The sequence below is a fragment of the Methanobrevibacter sp. genome (assembly GCF_045644645.1).
GTDB lineage: Archaea > Methanobacteriota > Methanobacteria > Methanobacteriales > Methanobacteriaceae > Methanocatella.
The window spans coordinates 22997-30994 of record NZ_JAZRHE010000080.1; the positions used below are offsets into that span (position 1 = coordinate 22997).

Sequence of the window (7998 nt, forward strand, 5' to 3'; positions counted from 1 at the left end):
TTAATAATTCATTGTCAAGGTGATGAAAATGAATTACAAAATTTCCATTTTTCTTATGCTGATGGGTTTGTTTTTGATAATGCCCTCTGGAACTACTAGCTGTCAGTTAAACATTGTTGGTTCCACTTCTGTTCAGCCGGTATGTGAAGAATTAGTAAATGAATATAAAAAAACCCATGATGATGTAGACATTAATGTTCAGGGTGGCGGATCTAATTTGGGAATTAAATGCACTGATAACTGTCTGGCCGACATAGGGATGTCTTCAAAAGAAGTCAACGAAAGCAATTTAAATGAATATAAAATAGGGGTTGAAGGAATAGCTGTTGTAGTTAATCCGTCCAATCCGATAAATGATTTATCAACATCACAGGTCAGGGACATTTTTTCAGGCAATATTGCCGACTGGAATGAAATTTCGAATTATTCCGGGAAAATAAATGTGATTGTAAGGGAAGAGGGTTCAGGGACTTTAGACACATTCAAATGTTCAATAATGAATCGCTGTGAAATTAAAGAGGATGCAGTTGTTCAAAACTCCGCGGGTGCAGTAAAGCAAATTGTTGCAGAAGATAAAAATGCCATAGGCTTTGTGTCTTTAGCGCATCTGGATGATAATCTAAAAGACATTGGTATTGATAATGTCAGAATATCTCAAAATGCTATTCTGAATGGGTCATACAAACTTCAACGGCCTTTTGTACTGTTAACAGATAAAAACCCCGATAATGAAACGTCAAGATTTATTAATTGGACTTTAAGCAGTGAATCTTCCAAAATTTTTGAAAAAGAAAATCTTATTAAAATTGATTAAAATGTCTAGAAGATACCTTAGTGATAATTTAATTAAAAAAGGATTGATGGTTATAACTTCACTATCAGTTATACTGATTATTTTAATGCTGATATTCATGTTAATTGAAGCTGTCCCGGCATTTTATGAAAATGGTGTTCTGAACTTTGTATTCGGGCTGAATTGGTCTGCGGATAATGGTCAGTTTGGAATTTTTCCAATGATTGCGGGATCCGTTTATGTGACATTAATTGCATTGGTGCTTGCGGTTCCCATATCAATATCATGTGCAATATTTCTTGAAGAGATTGCGCCGGCTAATTTAAAAAACCTATTCAAACCAATCATTCAAACATTGGCAGGGATTCCCTCAGTTATTTATGGATTTTTTGGATTGACATTAATTGTGCCCATTATCAGAAATACGTTTGGAGGCAGTGGGTTTTCAATTCTAGCGGCAGCCATTGTTCTGGCTTTAATGATTTTGCCTACAATAATTTCACTCACACAGGATGCGATCAATTCTGTTCCTAAGCATTATCGCGAGGCATCATGGGGACTTGGTTCAAATCAATGGCAATGCATTAAGAATATAGTTGTGCCAGTTGCACTTCCGGGAATTGTAACCGCAATAATTTTGGGGCTTGGAAGAGCTATCGGAGAAACACTGGCCGTTTTAATGTTGGCCGGAAATGTTTCAGTATTTCCAACTTCAATTACAAGTCCAGTCAGGACATTAACTTCAAATATAGCTTTGGAAATGGGTTATGCAACCGGAATTCATTACAATTCTTTATTTGCCACAGCATTAATTCTATTTATTATAATTTTGATTTTAATGATGGCTTCGGCCTATCTTCAAAATAGGTATGCCTTAAGGGGGTGATGCTATGGATTCAAAATTGACCGATAAATTAAGCAATTCAATTTTTGTTATTTCAGGATTTCTCACATTATTAATTCTGGTCATAGTTGTGGGATTTATATTGATTAATGGTGTGCCTGCGCTGGATTTTGAATTTTTACTTTCAAATCCAATTAATTCCGGAAAATCTGGAGGAATATTTCCAATGATATTGTCTACAGTGTATTTGATGATAATCACAGCTTTAATAGCAATTCCAATCGGTGTTGGAAGTTCTGTTTATATTTCAGAATATGAAACGAATGAGAAACTGATAAACGGTATCAGATTTATATCTCAGGTTTTATCTGCAGTCCCTTCAATTGTATTTGGGCTGTTTGGTCTTGCATTTCTAGTATTTTTTCTAAAGATGAATTGGTCAATTTTAGCAGGGGGTATTGTGCTTGCTTTAATGGCAATTCCAACAATATTTCAAGTTTCAGAGGTTGCTCTTCAATCCATTCCAAATGGTTACAGGGAATGTTGTTATGCCATCGGGGCCAGCAAATGGCAGTGCATCATTTCCGTTTTACTTCCTATTGCTCTTCCGGGAATATTCACCGGAATAATTTTAGCCATTACTAGAGCAATTTCAGAAGCGGCAGCGGTTATGTATGTTGTTGGTTCATCCTTAGATATTCCAATCTCCATTTTTGACACTGGCAGGCCATTGCCTTTACATTTGTATATTTTGGCCAGCGAGGGAATATCAATGGACAATGCTTATGGGACTGCTGCAGTTTTAATTATCATGGTGCTTTTAATAACATTATTTTCAAATGGTGTTGTCAACGGCTATCAAAAAAAATTAATGGGGTGTTAGTAATGAAAATTAATGTTGAAAATTTCAATGTAAGCTTTGGAAATAATCATATATTAAAGAATATAAATTTAAAAATTCCGAGAAATACTGTAACATCATTAATAGGTCCATCAGGCTGTGGCAAATCCACCTTTCTCAGGTCAATAAATAGGATGAATGATTTGGAAAGGGATTTCAATCATTGCGGCAGAATCAGTATTGATGGTGAGGATATTTATGATGAAGATGTGGATGTTGTTGATTTAAGAAAAAAAGTGGGGATGGTGTTTCAAAAGGCCAATCCATTTCCCATGTCCATTTTGGAAAATGTGGCTTATGGACTTAAAATTCATGGAATGAAAGATAAATGTAAGATATTGGACATAGTTAAAAAATGTTTAAAACAGGCCGCCTTATGGGATGAAGTAAAGGACAAGTTAAATTCAAGTGCTTTAAGCTTATCTGGAGGTCAGCAACAGAGATTATGTATTGCAAGGACAATTGCCGTCAGTCCTGAGGTGATTTTGATGGATGAGCCCTGCTCTGCACTTGACCCGATATCCACATTGAAGATTGAGGAACTAATCCATGATTTAAAAAAGGATTATACGATAGTTTTAGTAACTCATAATATGCAGCAGGCAAAAAGGGCCTCTGATTATACATCATTTTTCCTGGATGGCGAAATAATAGAAAGCGGCTTGACTGAGGATATCTTTTCAAATCCTCAAATGGAAAAGACGGAAGACTATATCCTAGGAAGATTCGGTTAGAAAAATGAAAGGATTGGTGTTAATTATCATATATTCTTGTTGTCGCATGTCTGTCTGCCCAACATTGTATGCAAACACCAATTGGAAGGCCTGCAGTATGGGTATGTGCTTTTAATATTTTCACATCCAAGGCTGTGGTCTTTCCACCCAATCCCATAGGTCCAATTCCGGATTTATTAATCTCTTCTAGGATCTCTTCTTCTAATTTCGCCAGTTGAGGGTCCGGATTTCTTTCGCCAACTTTGCCGAGCAGAGCCTTTTTACCCAGTTTCAGGCATAAATCGGATGTTCCTCCGATTCCAACACCCACTACTGTTGGAGGGCATGGCTTTCCCTTTGCCTTCAGGACTGATTCGACAACGAATTCCTTTATTCCTTCAATTCCTTCAGCCGGAAGCGCCATTTTCAAAGCATTGTTGTTTTCAGAACCGAATCCCTTTGGCAATATTGTTATTTCAAGGTAATCTTCATCTATCAGTTCAATATCTATTGGGGGAATGTAATCTCCAACATTAACGTTAGTATTTTCACGTGTAAGCGGATCCACGATGTTGGGTCTGATTGGAATCTCTTTTGTAGCTTTTCTTATTCCCGCTTCAATACCTTCACGTAAATTTTCAACTTCAACATTGCCTAATTTAACAAAAACCACGGGAAGACCTGTATCTTGGCACATCGGAATGCCTTTCTTTTCCGCAAGTTCAATATTTTTTAAAATAGCTTCAATATTTAACCTGGCAAGCTCATGTTCTTCAATTTTAAGAGCATCTTCAAGTGATTTTTTAACATCCTCTCCCAAAACGATAACTGCTTTTTTGTATAATTCATAAACAGCATCTCTAATAATGTCTTCAGTAATCAAAATAAAAACCCTGTAAATTCAATTACTCTTATTTTTATTTTGAAATGATATAAATTTTTTTAAAAATAGCTATTGGATTTTAATTATTCCAAGGGGACATGCTTCCTCGCAATCCCTGCATTTATTGCATTTTTCACTGTTTAATGTAATGGCACCACCTAATACCTCAAAGGCATTTTGCTTGCAGGCTAATATGCATGGCGCATCTGATGGTTGGCAATTCATACAAAATAAAATAGGAGTGTCAACATTTGGTGTTTGTTGACAACTTCCACAGGTTGTACAGTTCGTACAGTTTCCTGATTTATACATAATTCTTTATTATTCATCTAAAACAAGTCTTGCTCTTGCCTGACTTGTTAGGACATGGACAATGCCGCCTTTTCCGCTATTAGGTTCATACAATCCGGCCATTTTGGCCAGGTATTTTTCCTGATTTTTAGCTCTAATCTTTTCAGGATCTGCAACGCTAATAGCTCTTTTGGTACATGCCTTTATACATGCAGGTCCTTCTTCTCTGTCAGCACAGAGGTCACATTTTTCAGCAACTTTGGATTTGAAAGTCATTGCACCAAACGGACAGACCATTACACATAATCCGCAGCCAATACATTTTTTGGTATCGACGCCGTCATCGGTAATGGCTTCTGTCGGACAGATTTTCATACAAGGCGCACTTTCGCAATGTTGACATACGATAGCATAAAAGGAAGAATCATGTTCTATAATTTTTATTCTATTAGACTTATGGACTGATGCACACATGTTTTCACAATTCAGACATCCGTCACATAAATTGTTGTTTACAACAATACTTTCCATTGTCTTCCTCCTATAAACCTAGTTCTTTACACTCTGCATCGACATATTTTTGGATTTTTTCAATGTGTTCTTCATCTAAGTGTTTGAATCTTTTTTGTGGTGCCAGGTATTCTTTTACAGGTTTTCTTTCTTCTGGCCTGTAAGTAATTTCAAAGTTACCATGGTCGATTTCATATAAAATCCAAGATCCGGTTTCAACTGCTAATCTGCCCATTTCAATAGTTTTTTCAGAAGGATATCCCCAACCTGTTGTACATGGTTGTTGTAAATGGATATATGCAGGACCTTTAGTTTCTGCAGCCTTTTTCACCTTTTTAATATAATCTTCAGGATATGCGATTGATGCAGTAGCCACATAAGGAATTCCATGAGCGGCCATAATCATCGGCATGTTTTTCTTAGGTTTGTCCTCTCCGAAACTTGCACTGCCTTTTGGTGAAGTTGTTGTGCTTGCACCGTATGGTGTTGCTCCGCTTCTTTGAATACCTGTATTCATGTATGCTTCGTTATCGTAACAGATATAAAGCATATTATGTCCTCTTTCCATAGCTCCGGATAGGGATTGCAAACCGATATCCACAGTTCCTCCGTCACCACCGAAAGCAACTACATTTACATCATCTTTTCCTTGAATTCTTAATGCACTTTCTACACCAGAGGCCACGGCTCCTGAGTTTTCAAAAGCAACGTGTATAAATGGAACTTCCCATGAAGATTCTGGGTATGGTGTAGTCATAACTTCAAGACAACCGGTAGCAGAAATAGCCACAGTGTTTTCGCCTAAAGCATTAAGAGCTAATTTAACAGCAATGGATGCTCCGCAACCGGCACAACCTCTGTGTCCTGGTGCTAATAAATCTTTATCAGGTATATCTACCATATCTATTCCTCCCTAAGTCCAATCCATGTGACATCTTTTTCAGGCACTTTTGTTTTTTCATATGCTTCCAAAATTGATTCCGGTGTAATATCCCTTCCACCTAAACCTGCAATAAATCCATAAATCTCCTTATCGATTTTCACTTTCATGTCAGCATAAAGTGCTCCACCAATTCCAAATGAGAAGTTTTTATCAATAACTGCAATTTTTTCACAATCTTTAACAGCTTCTGTAATTGCTTCAACAGGGAATGGCCTGTATGATCTAACTTTAAGCAAACCTACTTTTTCACCTTTTTCTCTTAACTGGTCCACCATTACTCTAAGTGTGCTGCAAAGTGATCCCATTGCAACAAATATGATTTCAGCATCTTCGGTTTTATAGGTCTCAACAAGACCATATTCTCTTCCAAAGATTTCTGCAAATTCATCACAAGTTTTCTGAATTACTTCAAGTGAATTGGTCATTGCAACTTCCATATCATGTCTTGCTTCAGTATAATAATTCGGATCAGCAAAGTTACCAATTGACATTGGTTGTTTAGGGTCAAGGAAAGCATGTTCTGGTACATATGGAGGTAAGAACTTGTCTACGCTTTCCTGATCTGGAATTTCAACGGGTTCAACTGTGTGTGTTAAAATGAATCCATCTAAACATACCATTGATGGCAATAATACATTTGGATTTTCTGAAATTTTATAAGCCATTAATGTTGTATCCAATGCTTCTTGTGCATTTTCAACATAAATTTGTAACCATCCTGCATCTCTTTGTGCAATGGAGTCTTGCTGATCGTTCCAAATATTTAATGGAGCGGAAATTGCTCTGTTTGCATCAGCCAATACAATAGGCACTCTCATACCTGCCGCTGCATATAAAATTTCGTGCATTAACATTAATCCTTGTGAAGATGTTGCTGTAAATACCCTTACTCCGGCACCACTAGCTCCGACAGCAGCACTTATTGCACTGTGTTCGGATTCTACTTTGACATATTTAGCATCAATTTTTTCATCAGCAACATATTGTGCTAAGTATTCTGAAATTGTAGTTTGTGGAGTAATCGGATAAACAGGAATAACTTGTGGTTTAGCTAATCTAACAGCCTCTGCGACTGCTTTGTTTGAGGTCATTACTTCTTTTACCATTTAATCACTCTCTTTTATTCTTTTACCATTTCAATTGCATCGGAAGGACATTCGTTTGCACAAATTCCGCATCCTTTACAGTAATCATAATCAATGTCATGTTGTTTGTTTACGCTACCGTCCGGACAGAAAAGAATACAATTATCACAATCAATACATTTTTCTTTATCTAAAATTGGTTTGAATGTTCTCCAGCTTCCGGTTTTGTTGTTTCTACTATTGCCCGGGTTTTTAATTACACATCCTATACTTACCATAACAATCACCATTATCCCATTTCATAAGCTTTTTTAGTAGCTTCTACATTCAGCTCTCCAACTTTTCCAGGGAATGTTTCTCTAATCACTTCAAGAAGTGAATGAATACTTACTGCTTGGGTTTTCTTAGCAAAATATCCTAAAATAATAGTATTTACAATGTTACGACCTAACATGTCTAATGCAATTCCAGTTGCATCAATACTGTACACTTCGTGTTCTCCGCTGCCTTCAAAACTTTCAGTGTTAATTGTTACTTCAGTATTGTCTTTAATTCCTGAAAATACATCTACTACATTTAACAATCCATCGTCTAGAACTAATACATAGTCGGGATTATATACTTGATATCTTAAATCGATTGGTTTGTCATCGATTCTTGTGAAAGCCATTACGGGAGCGCCTCTACGTTCAACTCCAAAGAATGGAAATGCTTGGGAGTAGTTTCCGTCTTTAAATGCTGCTTTTGCTAAAATTTCAGCAGCAGTTACAGCACCTTGTCCGCCTCTTCCATGAAAACGAATTTCAATCATTAATTTTTCCTCCATATATTTATCATGTATAATCATTATAAATTCCAAAATATATAAATTTTATGTAATACTTTTGATTTTAGATTAGTTTTATTTTAGTTAATTTGAATACTTAATTAGTTTTTTGTTTATTTTTTTAATAAATCGTATAGTGTTTTATTTTGTTTTTTAAAAGTGTTTATAACTTTTTTTTAACAAATCTTGTAATTTCTATACGATGTTTT

General features: G+C 36.1%; 11 protein-coding genes. 4 read left to right on the forward strand and 7 right to left on the reverse strand.

All coding sequences use genetic code 11. The features are described 5' to 3' along the window. Nucleotides 1–28 precede the first annotated feature (28 nt). From ACKI4K_RS04695 to pstB, 4 genes are read left to right on the forward strand one after another with little or no spacing between them, the layout of a single operon-like run. Complete coding sequence (locus ACKI4K_RS04695) at nt 29–814, forward strand: phosphate ABC transporter substrate-binding protein (RefSeq protein WP_407422774.1); 786 nt, start codon at nt 29–31, stop codon at nt 812–814. 1 nt (nt 815) lies between these two features. Beyond that, a complete protein-coding gene (gene pstC / locus ACKI4K_RS04700) occupies nt 816–1679 on the forward strand; it encodes a phosphate ABC transporter permease subunit PstC (RefSeq protein ID WP_407422776.1) in 864 nt (287 codons plus the stop codon). Nucleotides 1680–1683: 4 nt separating this feature from the next. Next, nucleotides 1684–2520: a phosphate ABC transporter permease PstA gene (gene pstA / locus ACKI4K_RS04705; RefSeq protein WP_407422778.1), complete on the forward strand. Its 837-nt coding sequence runs from the start codon at nt 1684–1686 to the stop codon at nt 2518–2520. A gap of 2 nt (nt 2521–2522) precedes the next feature. Beyond that, on the forward strand, nt 2523–3272 hold the full coding sequence (gene pstB / locus ACKI4K_RS04710; RefSeq protein WP_407422780.1) for a phosphate ABC transporter ATP-binding protein PstB: 750 nt from the start codon (nt 2523–2525) through the stop codon (nt 3270–3272). A gap of 19 nt (nt 3273–3291) precedes the next feature. On the opposite strand, the gene ACKI4K_RS04715 is transcribed toward pstB, so the two are convergent. From ACKI4K_RS04715 to ACKI4K_RS04745, 7 genes are all read right to left on the reverse strand, one after another. Further along, nucleotides 3292–4134: a fumarate hydratase gene (locus ACKI4K_RS04715; RefSeq protein ID WP_407422782.1), complete on the reverse strand. Its 843-nt coding sequence runs from the start codon at nt 4132–4134 to the stop codon at nt 3292–3294. A gap of 69 nt (nt 4135–4203) precedes the next feature. Next, complete coding sequence (locus ACKI4K_RS04720) at nt 4204–4446, reverse strand: 4Fe-4S binding protein (RefSeq protein WP_407422784.1); 243 nt, start codon at nt 4444–4446, stop codon at nt 4204–4206. A gap of 9 nt (nt 4447–4455) precedes the next feature. After that, nucleotides 4456–4956 carry a 4Fe-4S dicluster domain-containing protein gene (locus ACKI4K_RS04725; protein ID WP_407422786.1) on the reverse strand — a complete coding sequence of 167 codons (501 nt, stop codon included), beginning with the start codon at nt 4954–4956 and terminating at the stop codon, nt 4456–4458. Nucleotides 4957–4966: 10 nt separating this feature from the next. Further along, nucleotides 4967–5836 (reverse strand): pyruvate synthase subunit PorB, encoded by an 870-nt coding sequence (porB, locus tag ACKI4K_RS04730; protein WP_407422788.1) that lies wholly within the window; start codon nt 5834–5836, stop codon nt 4967–4969. Between the two features lie 2 nt (nt 5837–5838). After that, a complete protein-coding gene (gene porA, locus ACKI4K_RS04735) occupies nt 5839–6984 on the reverse strand; it encodes a pyruvate synthase subunit PorA (RefSeq protein ID WP_407422790.1) in 1146 nt (381 codons plus the stop codon). 14 nt (nt 6985–6998) lie between these two features. Further along, entirely contained in the window at nt 6999–7241 is a 243-nt protein-coding gene (gene porD / locus ACKI4K_RS04740) for a pyruvate synthase subunit PorD (RefSeq protein ID WP_292818734.1), read from the reverse strand. A gap of 11 nt (nt 7242–7252) precedes the next feature. Continuing rightward, nucleotides 7253–7774, reverse strand: coding sequence for a pyruvate ferredoxin oxidoreductase subunit gamma (locus tag ACKI4K_RS04745; RefSeq protein WP_407422792.1), 522 nt, complete (start codon nt 7772–7774; stop codon nt 7253–7255). Nucleotides 7775–7998: the final 224 nt, after the last annotated feature.